Annotated in this window: 19 protein-coding genes; 11 read left to right on the forward strand and 8 right to left on the reverse strand. The window is 46.0% G+C overall.

Going from position 1 to position 17,038, the window contains the following annotated elements:
* Positions 1-15: 15 nt before the first annotated feature.
* The 3 genes from nadC to IRJ16_RS15280 all read right to left on the reverse strand — a co-directional run bounded on the left by nadC (position 16) and on the right by IRJ16_RS15280 (position 2,321).
* On the reverse strand, positions 16-864 hold the full coding sequence (gene nadC, locus IRJ16_RS15270) for a carboxylating nicotinate-nucleotide diphosphorylase (RefSeq protein WP_194112462.1): 849 nt from the start codon (positions 862-864) through the stop codon (positions 16-18).
* A 367-nt stretch (positions 865-1,231) separates the two neighbouring features.
* A complete protein-coding gene (locus IRJ16_RS15275; protein WP_194112463.1) occupies positions 1,232-1,621 on the reverse strand; it encodes a DUF4783 domain-containing protein in 390 nt (129 codons plus the stop codon).
* A 457-nt stretch (positions 1,622-2,078) separates the two neighbouring features.
* Positions 2,079-2,321: a hypothetical protein gene (locus IRJ16_RS15280; protein ID WP_194112464.1), complete on the reverse strand. Its 243-nt coding sequence runs from the start codon at positions 2,319-2,321 to the stop codon at positions 2,079-2,081.
* A gap of 64 nt (positions 2,322-2,385) precedes the next feature.
* Here IRJ16_RS15280 and gpmI point away from each other — a divergent pair, with 64 nt between their 5' ends.
* Positions 2,386-3,906 carry a 2,3-bisphosphoglycerate-independent phosphoglycerate mutase gene (gpmI, locus tag IRJ16_RS15285; RefSeq protein WP_194112465.1) on the forward strand — a complete coding sequence of 507 codons (1,521 nt, stop codon included), beginning with the start codon at positions 2,386-2,388 and terminating at the stop codon, positions 3,904-3,906.
* A 61-nt stretch (positions 3,907-3,967) separates the two neighbouring features.
* On the forward strand, positions 3,968-4,465 hold the full coding sequence (locus IRJ16_RS15290) for a hypothetical protein (protein WP_194112466.1): 498 nt from the start codon (positions 3,968-3,970) through the stop codon (positions 4,463-4,465).
* Here IRJ16_RS15290 and IRJ16_RS15295 read toward each other — a convergent pair.
* The gene (locus IRJ16_RS15295; protein ID WP_194112467.1) at positions 4,462-5,082 is read right to left on the reverse strand and encodes a tetratricopeptide repeat protein; all 621 of its coding nucleotides are present in this window, start codon (positions 5,080-5,082) and stop codon (positions 4,462-4,464) included. The two genes, IRJ16_RS15290 and IRJ16_RS15295, sit on opposite strands and share 4 nt — an antisense overlap.
* Positions 5,083-5,550: 468 nt before the next feature.
* On the opposite strand from IRJ16_RS15295, the gene lon reads away from it, so the two are divergent.
* Positions 5,551-8,028 carry an endopeptidase La gene (gene lon / locus IRJ16_RS15300; protein ID WP_194112468.1) on the forward strand — a complete coding sequence of 826 codons (2,478 nt, stop codon included), beginning with the start codon at positions 5,551-5,553 and terminating at the stop codon, positions 8,026-8,028.
* A gap of 71 nt (positions 8,029-8,099) precedes the next feature.
* A complete protein-coding gene (locus IRJ16_RS15305; RefSeq protein ID WP_194112469.1) occupies positions 8,100-9,044 on the forward strand; it encodes a lipid A deacylase LpxR family protein in 945 nt (314 codons plus the stop codon).
* Here IRJ16_RS15305 and arfB read toward each other — a convergent pair.
* Positions 9,041-9,451, reverse strand: a complete 411-nt coding sequence (gene arfB / locus IRJ16_RS15310) for an alternative ribosome rescue aminoacyl-tRNA hydrolase ArfB (protein WP_194112470.1) — start codon at positions 9,449-9,451, stop codon at positions 9,041-9,043. The genes IRJ16_RS15305 and arfB overlap by 4 nt on opposite strands.
* An 81-nt stretch (positions 9,452-9,532) precedes the next feature.
* Between arfB and cmk the strand changes: the two genes are divergently transcribed.
* Positions 9,533-10,210 (forward strand): (d)CMP kinase, encoded by a 678-nt coding sequence (gene cmk, locus IRJ16_RS15315; RefSeq protein WP_194112471.1) that lies wholly within the window; start codon positions 9,533-9,535, stop codon positions 10,208-10,210.
* Between the two features lie 341 nt (positions 10,211-10,551).
* Here the strand turns inward: cmk and tnpA are convergent, their stop codons facing one another.
* From tnpA to IRJ16_RS15330, 3 genes are all read right to left on the reverse strand, one after another.
* Positions 10,552-10,875, reverse strand: coding sequence for an IS200/IS605 family transposase (tnpA, locus tag IRJ16_RS15320; RefSeq protein ID WP_228080194.1), 324 nt, complete (start codon positions 10,873-10,875; stop codon positions 10,552-10,554).
* A 93-nt stretch (positions 10,876-10,968) separates the two neighbouring features.
* A complete protein-coding gene (locus tag IRJ16_RS15325; RefSeq protein WP_194112472.1) occupies positions 10,969-11,421 on the reverse strand; it encodes a deoxycytidylate deaminase in 453 nt (150 codons plus the stop codon).
* A gap of 111 nt (positions 11,422-11,532) precedes the next feature.
* The gene (locus IRJ16_RS15330) at positions 11,533-13,167 is read right to left on the reverse strand and encodes an MFS transporter (RefSeq protein ID WP_194112473.1); all 1,635 of its coding nucleotides are present in this window, start codon (positions 13,165-13,167) and stop codon (positions 11,533-11,535) included.
* 164 nt (positions 13,168-13,331) lie between these two features.
* On the opposite strand from IRJ16_RS15330, the gene IRJ16_RS15335 reads away from it, so the two are divergent.
* From IRJ16_RS15335 to IRJ16_RS15360, 6 genes are all read left to right on the forward strand, one after another.
* Positions 13,332-13,982, forward strand: coding sequence for a LysE family translocator (locus IRJ16_RS15335; protein WP_194112474.1), 651 nt, complete (start codon positions 13,332-13,334; stop codon positions 13,980-13,982).
* A gap of 137 nt (positions 13,983-14,119) precedes the next feature.
* Positions 14,120-14,569, forward strand: a complete 450-nt coding sequence (locus IRJ16_RS15340; protein WP_194112475.1) for a DUF1569 domain-containing protein — start codon at positions 14,120-14,122, stop codon at positions 14,567-14,569.
* 71 nt (positions 14,570-14,640) lie between these two features.
* Positions 14,641-15,186, forward strand: a complete 546-nt coding sequence (locus IRJ16_RS15345; protein ID WP_194112476.1) for a hypothetical protein — start codon at positions 14,641-14,643, stop codon at positions 15,184-15,186.
* An 88-nt stretch (positions 15,187-15,274) separates the two neighbouring features.
* Positions 15,275-15,811: an RNA polymerase sigma factor gene (locus IRJ16_RS15350; protein ID WP_194112477.1), complete on the forward strand. Its 537-nt coding sequence runs from the start codon at positions 15,275-15,277 to the stop codon at positions 15,809-15,811.
* Complete coding sequence (locus IRJ16_RS15355) at positions 15,792-16,058, forward strand: hypothetical protein (RefSeq protein ID WP_194112478.1); 267 nt, start codon at positions 15,792-15,794, stop codon at positions 16,056-16,058. Before IRJ16_RS15350 ends, IRJ16_RS15355 begins: the two co-directional genes overlap by 20 nt.
* 38 nt (positions 16,059-16,096) lie before the next feature.
* Positions 16,097-16,828, forward strand: coding sequence for a ClpP family protease (locus IRJ16_RS15360; RefSeq protein ID WP_194112479.1), 732 nt, complete (start codon positions 16,097-16,099; stop codon positions 16,826-16,828).
* Positions 16,829-17,038: the final 210 nt, after the last annotated feature.

Genomic DNA, 17,038 nt, shown 5'->3' on the forward strand with positions numbered 1-17,038 from the left:
CAAATAAGATATTATTTAAGCTTTAATAGCCTTTAAACTCATATCCAGACTCTTAACCGAATGCGTTAACCAACCCATCGATACATAGTCCACACCGCAACTTGCATAGTCAAGCACGTTATCAGGGGTGATACCACCCGATGCTTCGGTAATGTAGCGGCCCTCTACCATGGCAACGGCCTGTCTCAATACGTCAAACTTGAAGTTGTCCAGCAAGATCCTGTCCACGCCGCCGGTGTTCAGTACCTGCTCCAGTTCTTCCAGGTTGCGTACCTCAATTTCTATCGCCAACTTTTTGCCGTTATCGGCCAGGTATTGTTTGGCGTTGGTGATGGCGTTAGCAATACCCCCTGCGTAATCTACGTGATTATCCTTGATCAGGATCATATCATACAGACCAAAACGATGGTTCACACCGCCGCCTATTTTTACGGCCCATTTTTCGAGGTAGCGTAAACCGGGCGTGGTTTTGCGGGTATCCAGCACTTTGGTGTTAGTATTTTTGAGCATATCGGCAACCTCGTTGGTCACGGTAGCTATGCCGCTCATACGTTGCATGCAGTTCAGGACCAGGCGCTCGGCCACAAGGATGCTGTGGACGCTACCTTCTACTGTCAGCGCGATATCTTTAGGTTTTACTTCGGCGCCGTCTTGCAGCAATACGTTAACCTTTAAGTTAGGGTCGACCTCGTCGAATATCTCTAAAGCTAATTCAACACCAGCTAAGATGCCGGTATCTTTGATGATCAGCTGAGCTTTGCCGGTTGTCCCTGCCGGGATGGTTGATAAGGAAGTATGATCACCATCGCCAACGTCTTCGGCAAGGGCGTTCTTAATAAAGTTGCGTAGTAGTTGTTTGTCCAAACCTTGTGCTGTTTTGCTGCAAAAGTAACAACAATTGGCAGTTTATGTTCGTGTGATCAGAATTTTCGGATCAATGATTTTTCGCTATTTGACCACAAAGGTCACAGAGGTTTTCACAAAGAACACAGAGAGTGTGCGGAAGTTTACGTTCATGTTCACGCGTGAACATGAAGCACTCAACCATCGTAACTAACTGTATATCAATAGTGAAAAAATTAGCCGTGAACAAGGAGCAGATGAACCATCACTACAACTATCTCATTTTAAGGTAGATAGAAAAAATTCGCTTGAATTTTTCCGTGAACGATCGTTTTAACGTCCTGAAATAGGTTTACACCTTTAAAAAGAAAAGCGTTGGCAGGCAAAATTACTTCTTATCCTCCACCTTCAACTCATTGATCAAAAACTGGTCTTTCACTAATTTAAGTGAGACCGTGGTGCGGTAAGTCCCGCTCGATGTTACCAAAGAAAGTACAGCGTACTTCACGCTGGCGTTGGAATTTACCTTGTGGACTACGGTAACCGACTTTACAGCATGCGCTTTAAAGAAAGTAGTAAGGGCAGCTTCGGCCTGTGCGGGGTTGACGATGTTCTCATCGTCGAGCAGGGTCAGCTCGACCGATACGGCAAAAATTTTAGCTAATTCTTTGGCATTGCCGCTTTTGATGAGTTCAACGGCATTGTCAATAGGGTCGGCAGCCCTGGAGGTCAGTGCCAGTGGCAGCAGGAATAACAGAAGGCAGGCAAGCCTTTTCATGGTGATGTAGGGCGTAAATGTTTTTCGATGGATATATAACGTATTAACTACCATTTTAGTACGCGGAAAGTTTGGAATATGTTACACCCTATTGCACTTTTACAAATTTGGCAATGGAACCTAAGCCGTTCAACCTAAACCCGATAGGACGGAAAGCTTTTACAGAAGCGCGAGGCGGAGCGCGTCGGGGTAAAACTTGAAGGGAGAGCGGGGCTGCCGGGAGCTATGGAATGCTGAACGTTCGTTTTCAGATAAAGATTACGATTGCAAAAACCTCATCACAACTTTTCCCCTATTTCCGCCAAAGGCGAAGAGAGGGTGTCCGGCGAAGCAACGGACGGGTGAGTGGATCGCTATGCAGAACGGTAATGCATTCCCGGCGAGGACTCACCCGACATCGCTTCGCTCGCCACCCTCTCTCCGCTAAAGCGGAAAGAGGGGACCTGACCGTGAAGCTCTATAAATATTTAACATCTTTGTCGTCAAACTTTCCGACCCAAATATTTTCACTTTTCGAGAACTCAATTGTAGCCAATACGGACAATTCATCTCCGTCGGTCAATATAACTTCTAAACCTTCTGATAATATCATGCCCTTTGCTTCCAGATCCTTTATTGTTCCGTTCAAATTTAGCCGGAGCCTGCCTTCTCTATCATTGTTATTAAAATCTGCGAAAAGTGTCACAGGTAAATTTTCCATAACCAAACTTACATTATCCCACTAATAATTCACCACGTTAACCGCATCCTTTTATATTTGCATTGTGGAAAACAAAAAAGTAGCATTACTGATACTGGATGGCTGGGGATACGGCCGCCAGGATGGCTCTAACGCCATATATAACGCCAAAACGCCTTTCTTTAACTCGTTATTGGCTCAATACCCAAACTCAAGACTGGAAGCATCGGGAATGGCCGTTGGTCTGCCCGACGGACAAATGGGCAACTCCGAAGTTGGCCACATGAACCTGGGTGCAGGTCGTACGGTTTACCAGGAACTTGGCCGCATTAACAAAGCGGTACAGGATAAAGAATTTAATAACGACCCTACTATACAGTCGGCTTTTGAATACGCCAAAGCGAATGGTAAAGCCGTTCACTTTATGGGCCTGGTGAGCGATGGTGGCGTACACTCGCACATCGGTCACCTTAAAGGTTTATGCGATGCCGCCGTGGAGTTTGGCCTGAGCAACGTTTTTGTTCACGCTTTCCTTGATGGCCGCGATACCGACCCTAATTCGGGCATCGGTTTTATGACCGACCTGCAAGACTATATCGCCAATACTCCGGTCAAGATCGCCTCAGTGATTGGTCGTTATTTTGCTATGGACCGCGATAACCGTTGGGAGCGTGTTAAAAAGGCTTACGATGTGATGGTGAACGCGGAAGGCTTGCATACCGAAAACATTTTAACGGCGATCAGTCAGTCATACTCGGCCGGTGTCACCGACGAGTTTGTGGAGCCGATCGTTCATGTAGATCATAACGGCAAACCTTTAGCGGTTATCCAAAATGGCGACGTGCTACTTTGCTTTAATTTCCGTACAGATCGTGGCAGAGAGATCAGTCTGGCGTTGACCCAAAAGGCTTTCCCCGAGCAGAACATGCACCCGCTGGATGTGAGATACATCACCATGACCACTTACGACGAGACCTTTAAGAACGTGCAAGTGGTGTTCCGTAAGGATGACCTGGTGAAAACCCTTGGCGAGATCTTACAGGATGCCGGCAAGAACCAGATCCGTATTGCCGAGACCGAGAAATATCCGCACGTGACCTTCTTCTTTTCGGGCGGCCGTGAGAAAGAATTTGATAACGAGAAACGCTTGTTAGTGCCATCGCCAAAAGTGGCTACTTACGATCTGCAACCCGAGATGAGTGCTGAAGGTATCCGCGACGCGATCTTACCTGAACTGCAAAGCGGTTGGGCCGATTTCATCTGCCTGAACTTTGCTAACACAGATATGGTTGGCCACACCGGCGTTTTCAGCGCGGTAATTAAAGCTGCCGAAACGGTTGACGCTTGTACCAAAGCGGTTGTGGAGACCGGCTTAGCCAATGGATACTCTTTCATCATCTTGGCCGACCACGGCAATGCCGATTACATGGTTAACGAGGATGGATCGCCAAACACGGCGCACACTACCAACCTGGTGCCATGCATCGTTATAGATAAAGATGTTATAGCCGTAAAAGACGGCAAACTGGGCGACGTAGCACCAACAGTATTAAGCATACTGGGCGTACAGATACCCGAAGAAATGACCGGATATGTATTGGTTTAAACACCTCACCCCAAACCCCTCTCCAACAGAGAGGGGCTTTTTTGTTTTATGCCTTTTCTTATTGGCCGGACTCGCCGCCTGCAAGCCCGAGATCAAAGAGACCGGTGCGGAATTGAAATTCTTTGACATCAAAGGATATTTCAAGGCCGATTCGACGCGATTGCGCATTAAGGCCCCTATGGTCACCAAAACGGTGAACCACAATGGGAAGATAGAAACCGAGCAAGTGAAGATCCAAAACTGGGGGACGGAGTTGGAGCCGTTCATAGCGTCGGACATTAACAAACCAAGTTGGCGGGATAGTTATAAGATACAAACCGGCATTAACCTGTTGGTTTATACGGCCATTGATCCGGATGTGAAGACCCGCAATATCATGATCAAAAAAGTTGGGGGTAAACTGATCTGGATAACCATTTACAACCATACCAAAAACCTGCTGTACGAGGATAAGGAGACGCTGACATACTTCCCCGACTCGTTATACACCATTAAAAAATGGCAGCACGTACGCCTGATGGGCAACGACAGTTACGATATAAAAGCGGTATTTAATTAACGGCGGCCAGTGGCGCTGGCCAGCTTCTCTTTAGAGATAGCGATGAGATTCTCGATGTCACCACGGCTGGCATCGCTGTTCAGCACCCGCTCCAAATCGGTAATGGATGCCTTTAAAGAGTTTACGCCCCGGGCCTTATCAGCTTGTTTGGACGATAACAGCTTAAACTCGCCGTACTCGCGGTAAGCGATGGCCCTGTTTTGATAGATCAGCATGTCATTGCCATCTATATCCAGCGCCTTGGTATAGTCTATAATAGAACCTAACAGCGATTTCTCTTTGTCGGACTGGCTGATCTGCGGGTCTTTAGCCATATGGCTTTTAGCCCGTGCACGCCATAAGTAGGCGCTGCCATCAACAGGTTTTAAGGAGATAGCTTTGGTATAAGCCGTCACACATTTTTTGTAAGCACGGTTATGGTAGTAAGAGTAACCGAGCATCCAATAGGTATCGGCATTGGTGGTATCTATCACACAGGCACGCTCCAAATGGGCTACCGCCTTACGGAATTCGCCGTCGAACAGGGCTTGCCTGCCAAGACTCACGTAGGCATTTTGCGCCATTACGGGGGATACCGTTGTGAATAAGATGTACGAAAGAATAACCGAGATCCTCATTTAACCGATCAATTGCCTTTGCAAATTAGTATTACATATAACTTGCATTGTGCCACTTTAGTATGTTACCGCGCTATTTTTTACAACCCGGCTTGTATATACACCTTGCTGCTTTAACAAACCGCCCCCGCCCTATCGCAATTTAAGCGGCGGCCTAAAGTGTGAATTTTAAAAACAAAGTGCAAGCCTTTTTAATTGTTATTTTGACAGCAATAGTTTAATGACTTTTTAACACCCCCGCCACCAATAACCGCCACGGGTAATAAAACCCGTTTAATTAGCATTAAAGCACAGTATAACAATACCTTGCATCAATAAGTGCAATTAGCATATCTTTAGTAAGCCCTTTGGCACAGCTATTGAACCTTATACCTATCCATTGTGGCAAAAGCTAATTGCCGTATTGTTAGTCGGGTTTTATAACAAGACCTGACATTTTGACGTTTTACCCTATAAAAGGTACACTTAATGAGTTTTGACCCTTTCGATCTTAAAGCAGCACTACCTATCATAAACGAGGATTCGGAATTCTTCCCCCTGATGTCATCTGAGGATGAGGAGGAAATGAATAACGAGGAGACCCCGTCCATATTGCCGATACTGCCCCTGCGTAATACCGTATTGTTCCCCGGCGTTGTGATGCCGATAACCGTTGGCCGCGATAAATCTATCAAACTGATCCGCGAAGCCAATAAGAAAGACCGCCTGATAGGTGTGGTATCCCAACAGGATGTCAACATCGAGGACCCTATCTTTAGTCAGCTTAACAGCGTAGGTACCACCGCGCTGATCATTAAGATGCTAAAAATGCCCGATGGCAACACAACCGTGATCTTGCAAGGTAAAAAACGTTTTACCCTGCAAGAGGAAGTACAAAGCGAGCCATACATCAAAGCCAAGGTAGCGCCATTTGTGGAGGTAAAGCCTAAAGAGGATAAAGAATTTAAGGCCATCATATCGTCGGTAAAGGATATGGCCATGAATATCATCCAGTTGTCGCCAAGTATCCCGAGCGAGGCAGGTATTGCTATACGTAATATCGAGAGTACATCGTTCCTTATCAACTTCATATCATCTAACATGAATGCTGATATGGAAGCCAAGCAACGTTTGCTGGAGACCCCCGACCTGCGCGAACGTGCCCGTTTGGTGTTAGAACACCTGACCACCGAGATACAGATGCTGGAGCTGAAGAACCAGATACAGAACCGTGTACGCACAGATCTGGATAAGCAGCAACGCGATTATTTCCTAAACGCGCAACTAAAGACCATTCAGGAGGAATTAGGCGGCACCTCGCCCGATCTGGAAGCAGAGAACCTGCGTGAACGCGCCATGAAAAAGAAATGGCCAACAGAAGTAGGCGGCCATTTCAGTAAAGAGCTGGATAAACTGGTACGCATGAACCCGGCCGCCGCCGATTACTCAGTACAGATCAATTATTTGGAGCTGTTGTTAGACCTGCCCTGGAATGAGTTCAGCAAAGATAACTTCGACCTTAAGCGCGCCCAAAAGATCCTGGATAAGGATCACTTTGGTTTAGATAAAGTAAAACGCCGCATCATCGAGTATCTTGCTGTGTTGACCTTAAAGCGGGATATGAAAGCGCCTATCCTTTGTTTGGTAGGCCCTCCGGGTGTTGGTAAAACATCGCTGGGTAAATCTATCGCCAAGGCTTTAGGCCGCAAATATGTGCGTATGGCGTTGGGCGGTATCCGCGATGAGGCCGAGATACGCGGTCATCGTAAAACCTATATCGGCGCTATGCCCGGCAGGATCATCCAGTCGCTTAAAAAAGCCGGCGCAGCTAACCCGGTGTTTATTTTAGATGAGATAGATAAGGTAGGCAACGATTTCCGCGGCGACCCTTCATCAGCCCTGTTAGAGGTATTGGACCCGGAGCAGAACAGCACTTTCTACGACCACTATGTAGAGATGGATTTTGACCTGAGCAACGTGATGTTCATCGCTACGGCAAACTCTTTGAGCACTATTCAGCCTGCCCTATTGGACAGGATGGAGATCATTGAAGTAAATGGTTACACCATCGAAGAAAAGATAGAGATAGCCAAACAACACTTGTTACCTAAACAGCGCGAAGCCCATGGTGTAAAGCCAAAGCAGGTAGCGTTGAAGAACGACGTGATCGAGAAAGTGATCGAGCAGTACACCCGCGAGTCGGGCGTGCGTACGTTGGATAAACAGATCGGTTCGGTAGTGCGTGGCGTAGCCAAAAGCATTGCCATGAAAGAGGAATACAACACCACCGTCAACAAAGAGGACGTTGAAAAGATATTAGGGGCGCCGATATTCGACAAGGATCTGTACGAGGGTAACGACGTTGCCGGTGTAGTCACAGGTCTGGCCTGGACAGCTGTTGGCGGAGATATCCTGTTCATAGAGTCGAGCTTAAGTCCGGGTAAAGGCCGCTTAACGCTGACCGGTAATTTGGGCGATATAATGAAGGAGTCGGCAACTATCGCGTTGGCTTACTTACGCGCACACGCTGGTTATTTTAACATCGACCCAAAACTGTTCGACCAATGGGATGTCCATGTACACGTACCGGCTGGTGCTACACCTAAGGATGGTCCATCGGCTGGTGTTACCATGTTGACGGCGTTGACGTCGGCATTCACCCAACGCAAACTCCGCCCGCATTTAGCGATGACCGGCGAGATCACCCTGCGTGGCCGTGTATTGCCTGTAGGCGGTATCAAGGAAAAGATATTAGCTGCCAAACGTGCCGATATTAAAGAGATCATCCTTTGCGAATCGAACAGAAAAGACATTTTGGATATTAAGGAAGACTACATCAAGGATCTGAAATTCCACTATGTAAAAGAGATGCGCCAGGTGATCGATCTGGCTTTGTTAGACGAACTGGTAGCCGAACCGCTGGATCTGACCATTAAGGCAGATGTTACGCCCGAAAAGACTAACTAAGAATAATTTACCAATAAAAAGCTCCGTTGAAATGCGGAGCTTTTTCTATTTTAGCCGACCAATTAATACTAATGAAATTAAAGTTCTTGTGCCTGATGCTGGGCATACTATCAGGCTGGGGCGCGTCGGCTCAAACATATCAAAGTGAGATAGGTCTGCAGGCAGATAACGACTCTTTCCTCGGGAAGGGTTTTGACAGGTATTACACCAACGGTATCTTTTTGAATTACCGTACGGCGCTCACCTCAAAAGATACCTCAAAGATCAAGAACAAGATCTTAGGCTTTGATATCGGTCAAAAGATCTATAACCCGCAAACAGGGCGTATCGGTTCGCCGGCGTTCGTAGATCGTCCGTTCGCGGGATATCTTTACGGGGCTGTCAACCTTAATTTATTATACGCTAACGAGAGCAACCTAAAGCTGACAGCACAGGTAGGTGTGATCGGTCCGGGTGCCTTAGGCGAAGAGATACAGACCAGCATTCACGATTGGTTCGGCTTTTACGAGCTAAAAGGCTGGGAATACCAGGTGCACGATGGCGCACAACTTAACCTATGGGCCGAGTACAATAAACTACTCATCCGCAAAAGTTTCGTAGACCTTACCCTGGCTACTCATGCTGCGTTGGGTAACGGTTTTACCGGAGCAAATGCAGGGTTGATGCTCCGTGCAGGGAGGTTAAATCCTTTATATAATTCGGTAAGCACGCAAAGCACGGTGAGCAGATCGGCGTACAGCACATCAAACCCCTACGAGTTATTTGCTTACTACAAGCCAATGGCAAATTACATAGCTTACGATGCTACGATACAGGGCAGCCTGTTCAATAAAAAAACCTACCCTGACCAGGTGTTACTGACCAGAATGCCATGGGTTTTTAACAGCCAGATCGGCGGTGCTTTGGCTATGGGGCATTGGGTTGTGGATCTGTCGGTGATCGTGCGCACTAAGGATGTTAAAGAGATGCGCCGGTCCGAGCAATGGGGATCGGTAGCCGTTAACTACCGTTTTTAATCATTAAAATTCTTTCTGCGCGATTCTTTCTTAGCAGAGTGCTGCTTTTTATTATCTAATCGGGCCGCCTTTGCGCCCTTAGATACCTTGGTTTTTTTGCGGGCCTTGGGAACGATCAGGGCTTCGGTAAGGATACGGGTCAAACGCTCCAAAGCGATCTCTTTATTCAGTAGTTGGCTGCGTTCTTCGTCACATACTACTTGTAATAGACCGTCCTTATTTAAGCGGTTTTCCAATTTAGTCAATAGCAGGGCTTTTTCGTCGTCGGTAAACAGCAGCGTAGTTTTGATGGGAAATAGCAATTCTACTTTGGTTGATACCTTGTTAACGTTCTGCCCGCCTTTGCCGCCGCTACGGGATGTTTTATAGGTGACCTCTTTTTGCAAGTCGGCCTTGGTCAAATTCATAGCTCAAAGTTAGTAAAGTTGCGGGCAATGTAACGGCTGTCATTTTCAGACGAGCAAAAAGTTCGTTATATTCGTAGCACGATGAGCAACAACATTGTTGTAGCTATAGATGGCTACTCTTCTTGCGGAAAAAGCACTTTGGCTAAGGCGCTTGCAAAAAAACTCCACTTTATTTTTGTAGACAGCGGTGCAATGTACCGTGCTGTAACGCTATATTTTATACGCAATAATGTAGATCTGCATAACCACGATCAGATCGCAGCAGCACTAAAGGATATCCATCTTAACTTTCACTCGCGCGATTATCAAACACATATCACGCTGAATGATGAAGAAGTATCCGCCGAGATCCGTTTGATGCCCGTATCAGACAATGTAAGCGCGGTATCGGCCATTAAAGAGGTACGTGTAGAGATGGTGAAACAACAGCAGCGCATGGGCCGGTCTAAAAACATCGTGATGGACGGACGCGATATCGGCACCGTAGTGTTCCCTAACGCTCAGGTAAAACTTTTCATGACCGCCGACCCGAAGATCCGTGCCGAACGTAGGTTTAAAGAACTGTCTCCTCAAAATCCGCAAATAACAATGGAAGAGGTTTTTGAGAACCTTGCCCATCGCGATTACGCCGACACCACCCGCGAGGAAAGTCCTCTTACCCGCGCCGATGATGCTATTATTTTAGATAACACCGATCTTACACCCGAAGAGCAATTACAATTTGCGTTGGATAAAATAGAGCCTTTTTTGAAGAAGTAAGGGTTTGGTCCTTTAAGCGTTAGCGGTGTTAAGAGTAACCCCTACGGGGCAGTTTCGTTATTACGAATGTAATTCTACAAACGGATACCCTCTATGGATAAAATTTGATTTACTGCGAATGTTTGACATACTTGCCCCATCGGGGCTACTCGTTTGTAGAAAAAACAAACAAAGACGATATTGTCCTGTAAGGACTACTCTTCTCAGATAAGTTCGTAAAATATATACTTCTCGTCGTATTCGATATCGAACTTCTTCAACATCGCAAGATACTCTTCTCTGAATGACTTTTTTTTATGATGCTCTTTTTGATTTTTAATATATCCTATAACATCATCCAATTACGATCTGCTGTGGCTAAAAGCTCCGTACCCCTCTTGCCATTGAAATTTTCCGATCGTGAGTTTTTCTTTATTCACAAACTCAGCGCTATCACCTTTTACCAATCTCATTAGATCTGCAATGGTCTGCCTGGTATCAAAACCTACCAAAAGATGAGTATGATCAGATGCAGAGTTTACAGCTAATAATTTATGTCCATTCCCTTGTACTATGCCGGTAATATATCTGTGTAGCCTATCTTCCCATTCTGGTTTAATAACGGCTTCACGGTATTTCACTGCGAATACGAAGTGAAGGTATATCTGGGTGTAGGTGTTGGGCATTGTTGTTAAGGGTAACCCCTACGGGGCATTATGATATTTATTGATCATTTTCTACAAACGGGCTACCCCTAAGGGGTAAGCTCGAATTGCACATCAATCCGCAAACTTCTCCGTGTTCACCCCAAACCGATTTAGAAAATCAACCCCTTCATCGCTGGCTAAACCTTTGTATTCAGCATAAGAATATCGGAAATAAACCTGCGTGATACCTGCCGAATAGATCAGCCGCGCACAAGCCAAACATGGCGATAGCGTGGTGTAAAGTGTAGCCCCTTCTAACCTTGCTCCATTTTTTACGGCGAATAATATGGCGTTCTCCTCGGCGTGCAGGGCTAAGGAGCAGCTGCCTTTGCTATCGCGGGCGCAACCTGTTTCGGGCCATTCCTCATCGCAATTGTGCGTGCCTGACGGCGGCCCATTGTAACCGATGGAAATAATGCGCGTATCCAAAGTAAGCACCGCCCCTACCTGAGCTTTAATGCAATGCGACCGTTTGGCCAGATCCGCGGCCAAATTCATGAATATGTGGTTGAAAGATGGTTTCATTGTCGGTGATCAGTTAACTGGTGATCAGTGATCAGTTAAAATATAAAGAGGTTAGTCATCGCCGGTCGCCCAACTGATCACTAACCTCCGGTCACTGGTCACTCAAATACCTTAGTGCCCTCCTTTAACCTCAACGTGGTCAAGGTCGATGCCTTGTTTACGCAGTTCGGCGCTGGCAGCCCAGGCAAAGTAAGCCAGGTAAGCAAAGCCCAACAGCGGGATGATATAAGAGAAGTGGATACCGCTCATGCCCGGAATAATATTGTTACTTCCATCGGCTAATTTGCCCTGCAATGGCGGAATGATCGCGCCACCTAAGATCATCATGATCAAAAATGCAGAACCCTGACTGGTATATTTACCCAGACCGGTGATCGCTAACGAGAATATAGAAGGCCACATAATAGAGCAGCATAAGCCTCCGCTGATGAACGAGAAAGTAGCAATTGTACCTGTCGTTAACAGGCCTACCAGCATGAAAGCTACGCCCAACAAACCTAAGGTTGCCAGTGTACGAACCGGCTTTTGCTGACCTATAAAGAAAGCTACGATGAGTATGCCTACAAATATTGCATAAACATATAAATGGCTTACGTCGGCACCGGTAGATGCGTTTACCGCTAATACGATACCGAAGGCTATGAATGGTATCAAAATGTATAAAATAGTTTTGACCGCTTTTGACAAGTTGAATGCACCGATGGAACCGGCAAAACGACCGATCATTAAACTTCCCCAATACAAGGAGATATAAGGCGCGATAGCAGACTCATCGAACGAACCGAACTCCGCGGTTTTCATTAACGAACCTAAGTTACTTTGGATGGTAACCTCGGTACCTACGTAGGTGAAGATGGCCAGCATCCCTAAGATCAATTGCGGATACTGCATAGCGCCCCAACCCTCTCTGCTATTTTTTGCCGCGATCATACTGAACACTAAGGTCAGTACAATGATGGCCAAGGAAAGGTAAACAAAGTACTGGCTTGGTAAGCCTACCATATTGCTCAATGGGTCAGCAGCAAGTATTAACAAGAAAGCCAGGAACATGACCAGCAAAGGTAAATTAGCTTTACTGCTCGACTCTATTTTTTCATCGCTGGTTACCTTGGGCAGATCTGATATCCAAAAGAATAATGCCACCGCGATAAATAGACCGGCCAGCATGTAATAAAGATTGTTTACAGAAGATATCTGCACATCCTCCGGAGCGATCTTGGCATTGGCCGAACCAAATAGGATCACACCCACCACCACCGGGCCCAACAAGCCACCAATGTTATTGATACTACCGGCAAAATTTAAACGGTTAGAGCCAGTTTCTGGAGGGCCTAAGGCGATAACAAATGGGTTAGCGGCCGTTTGCTGTAAAGAGAACCCAACAGCAATGATAAAGAACGCAGCTAATATAAAACCGAAAGAGCCTGATGCAATAGCCGGCACCATACCCACAGCACCAATGGCCGAAACCACCAAGCCCAGGATAATACCGTTTTTGTAACCCAATTTATTCATGATATCCACTTTACTGGCCTGCGACGCGAAGTAAAGGATCAACGAGCCGATAAAGTAACCGCCGTAAAAAGTAAAGTCGATCAGTTGCGACTCGAACTGGGTAAGGTTAAAATGGGTTTTACAAAATGGGATGAACACACCGTTAGAGGCCGCCAGGAAACCCCAAAAGAAAAATACGGTAATTAGCGTGTACAAAGCCGAACCATAGCTCTTGCCGTTAGTTTGCTGCATATAGAAAATATAATGTTAATTGGTGTTTAAACGGTCACTAACATAAGTTAAATTTATTGTAATCGGGAGTTTTTTTGTAAATTAAATAGGCATAAGAGTTGCCGCTATTAGGGGATAAAAGTGCATATTCGCATACTTCAACTAAACAGAGAGGCTATTAGTTAATGATAGATGCTATCATATCGGGTATCGGGATCGGCTTAGTGCTCACGTTCTTAACGGGCCCGGTTTTCTTCGCGCTCATCAAAACCAGTATCGAAAAAGGCTTTCAAGCAGGTGTGGCACTGGCACTTGGCGTGGTAGCCAGCGACGTGGTATTTGTAGGCGCTATCCTTTTTGGGTCGCAGTTTTTTGATATTAGCCCGCAAACAAAAACCATAGCCGGCATCATCGGTAGCATTATCCTGTTCGGTATCGGGGTGCATTATATCTTTAAAAAAGCCGATGTTGATTTTAAAACCGAGACCCCAAAACGCATCAAACGCTCGGGTTTTTTTCTGAAAGGTTTTGTGATGTGCATCTTTAACCCTACTATCCTTTTCCATTGGATCACCGTTATCGGCACTGCCAGCACGGTCTACCATCAGGGTATCCCTAACCGCGGGTTAAAACTTGGTATCATGTTCCTCACCGTATTGGTTGTGCAATTTGGCATGGATGCTACCAAAGCTTTTTACGCCAATAAACTCCGCGCCCGTATCTCCGAAAAAATGGTACACCGCCTGAACGAAGTTGCCGGCATTGCCCTCATCATCGCTTCGCTGATCCTCGTAGATAAACTGGTGACACATTATGTTTTCTCGGCGATGAGCTGAGTTCGGTGATCGGTTGATCAGTTAACCGGTGAGCAGTGGATCAGCGGTCGGTTGATCAGTTACCATGTTCTTTTTCTGATGTGCAACATCGCCTGCTTGTTTTGCATCTAAAGATGTAGTAATACTCTATATCTGTTATGAAAAACATCTTCGATAAAATTGACAATGCCGAACTCATCGCCCGTATTAACCGCCTGCACCCTGCATCGGCAGCGCAATGGGGCAAAATGAATGTAGCCCAAATGATGGCCCACGTGCAGGTACCCATGATGCTGGCCTTTGACGATATCGAGATCAAACGTGGGTTGATCGGTCTGCTTTTCGGTAAAATGGCCAAGAAACAATTAATGTCCGATGCGCCCTTTAAAAAGAACCTTCCAACTTTCCGTCAGGCTAAAATGACGGGTCATAAAGATTTTGATATCGAGAAAGAGAAATTAAAGGAATATGTAGATCGTTTTATTAACGACCGCGTAAGCCTTACCCAACGCCCCCACCCTATCTTCGGCATACTTACTTTAGCGGAGATGAATGTACTGCACTACAAACATTTGGATCATCACTTGCAGCAGTTTGGGGTGTGGTAAAAATTCAAAATAACCATTGAAAAAAAGGTTATTTTTCGATACATTTAGTCCTCGATCGAATAGCATTCTGGATGAAAGCAATTTTTACAACAATACTTTTTCTTATTCCGTTAATATCATCAGCGCAGAAAAGTCCGGAAAAAGCAGCGAAACTCTTGGGCGCGGATCCTATCGTAATTATAGATAGCGTAAAAGCATCTATGGACGAATTGGCTGCTATAGGTGAGCAGAACGTCGCATCAATATTGATATTAAAAGATAAAGACGCCGTTCAAGCGTATGGTCCGGAAGGTAATAATGGAGCGGTCGTTGTCCAAACTAAAACCTTCGCTCGAAAGACCTATATTAATTTCTTCAGGTCAGTTTCTCCTAAATATGATAGTTTATTCAACGTGATGAAGACTGACACTGCTTTTAGATACATTATAAATGACAAATACAAAGCAGAACCGGATGCAGGCACTTTAGCAACGATCGATAAAGAGCTTTTTATCTCATTAACTATACTTACTGACGAGGAGCTTAAAAAAAAGTACAAAATTACTGATAAACTCATTGGTATCCATATCAGATCTAAAGCCCCGAGTAATTTGTATCATAAAAGAAAAAAATTTTAGAGCAAGCTTTCGTCCGCGCTATAAAAAACTTTCCCATCCTGGTGATATCTTACTAAATTTCGGCACTTAGTAGTAAATGCACAAGCAAATGGCAGCACATACTCTATCCGCATATCAAAGGCAACAGGTATTTACCGATCTGTACCTTTCGGCTTTTCCATCGGTGGCAAGGTACGTAAGCCGTCGCGGCGGTTCCTTTGACGAAGCTAAGGACGTTTTTCAGGATGCGATGCTGGTCTGGTATGAAAAGGCGGTTGCCGGACAGATCCCGCAAAACGATAAAGCCTATCTAATGGGTATCGCCAAACATCTTTGGGTAAAACGCTACGAGGTTAACAAACGATACATCCCGCTGGATGATGCCGGCAATTCTGCCGACATCTTTGATCTTACCGAAAAACACCCCGTTACCAATCGCATCATGCATTACCTGCAAAGCACCGGGCAAAAATGTATGGATCTGCTCAAAAGCTTTTATTACGATAAGTTACCAATGAAGGATATTGCCGAGAACTTCGGTTTTTCAGGCGAGCGATCAGCTACCGTCCAAAAATTCAAATGCTTGGAAAAAGTACGCGAGGCCGTTAAATGTAAAGGATTGATCTATGAGGACTTTGTTGAATAAGTTAAAGGATATAGAGCAGCACGTATTCGGCACGGCAGCGCCGGGTGATGCGTTAGTGTTCGATGCACGGATAATCATTGATCAGGATCTTGCCGATGACGTCGCCCTGCAAAAAGAAGCTTACGCCGTCATTAAACGCTACGGTCGCCAACAATTAAGGGCCGAGTTGGAGACCGTGCATCAGCAAGTGTTCACACAAGCCAGGCATCAAAGCTTTAAGCAAAAGATCACGGCGCTGTTCAAATAGCGACATCAAAGGGATAGCATCCCGTTAACCATAATTTTATGAATATCAACACCAACGAGTTCCGCAAATATGCGGTGGGGCATTGCCGTGCCCAAAGTTTCGCAGTAGAGCGTTACATCGCCAATGTAGAACAAAGCGCCGCACGTTCTACTCCTCCTTCAAGGGGCTGGGGGGCTACTGCCTCCATGACTCCCTACATTATGGAAGAACGCCAACTAAATTTATCTCAGATGGACGTATTCTCCCGGTTAATGGTCGATCGAATCATCTTTCTCGGTACCACGGTAGAGGATCACATGGCCAATGTGATACAGGCGCAACTACTGTTCCTCCAATCGGTAGATAGTAAAAAGGATATCCAAATGTATATCAACTCGCCGGGCGGCTCGGTATACGCGGGTTTTGGCATTTACGATACCATGCAACTAATCAGTAACGATGTAGCCACTATTTGCACCGGTATGGCGGCATCTATGGCAGCTAATCTGCTCTGCGGCGGCGCGGCGGGTAAACGTTCGGCCCTAAAGCATTCGCGCGTAATGCTGCACCAACCATCTGGCGGCGCGCAGGGACAAGCCTCAGATATCGAGATCACAGCGCGGCAGATCTTAAAAGTTCAGCAAGAGCTATACACCATCGTAGCTGAACATAGCGGACGTACTTATGAGGAGGTTCACCGGGCATCCGATCGCGACAACTGGATGACGGCTGCAGAGGCGCTGGATTTTGGGATAATTGATGAGGTGTTGGGGAAGCCGTTGGCCGTCTGATTACCCACTTGTCATTGCGAGGAACGAAGCGATCGCACACCCAAAGGTCGACATTGCAAGTCCGCTCTGCTAACGTAGAGATTGCTTCGTTCCTCGCAATTGTAAGGGTTAGGTAATTCAGCAATAGAATCAGGTGTGTTTATTTGTTGTTTAGGGCTGCCATGTCGATAGGTTTTTTACCATTGATACCTTGATGTGGCCTCTCCCAAT

The sequence above is a fragment of the Mucilaginibacter myungsuensis genome, assembly GCF_015222005.1.
GTDB classification, from domain to species: Bacteria; Bacteroidota; Bacteroidia; order Sphingobacteriales; family Sphingobacteriaceae; genus Mucilaginibacter; species Mucilaginibacter myungsuensis.